This is a genomic window from Aphanothece microscopica RSMan92 (assembly GCF_046613545.2).
GTDB lineage: Bacteria > Cyanobacteriota > Cyanobacteriia > PCC-6307 > Cyanobiaceae > NIES-981.
Genome location: NZ_JBKKKY020000442.1, coordinates 1 through 509 on the forward strand (window position 1 = coordinate 1; position 509 = coordinate 509).

The following is a 509-nucleotide window of genomic DNA, read 5'->3' on the forward strand; positions in this document are numbered from 1 at the left end:
ATTTGTCCTGGGCCCCATAGCCCCGTTCCCCTCATCCAGGATAGCTCTCCTCCTGCTTTTCTTTGTCTATTTTTCCGGTGCACCGGCACTGGCGCAGAAAAAACTCGTGCCGCTGGACTGCCCATGGGAAGAGTGGGGGTGTACCGATTCAATGTTCGTTGAAGAAGGAACCATTGTACCAAATAATGGGTGCATCAATGTGCACAAAGGCGATATTCGTGTTTTTACCTTGGGACCAATCAATCTTACCTTTTATCATGACTCTATCCTTGTTGATGAGTTTCGGCAATTGGATCGAACGATACCTATTGACTCGTCCAAGGCTCACGTGCTAACGGATGAAACATGGGAGATTGTGCAATTCCTCAGGGACTCCGTTGGTGCATGTGATGTTTTTCCCTTGCATGAATCATTTGCTCACGGTAAGTGCGTGATACGTGTGGTCTTCCGCGACTATTATGATCTGCCGCGTCTTGTGACGATTACCGGGGTCGACCTCGTCAACGAGC

Annotated in this window: 1 protein-coding gene; it reads left to right on the top strand. The window is 49.1% G+C overall.

All coding sequences use genetic code 11. The features are described from left to right. On the top strand, positions 1 to 509 hold a 509-nt coding region (locus ACLD7X_RS18450; protein ID WP_411425136.1), incomplete at both ends, for a hypothetical protein.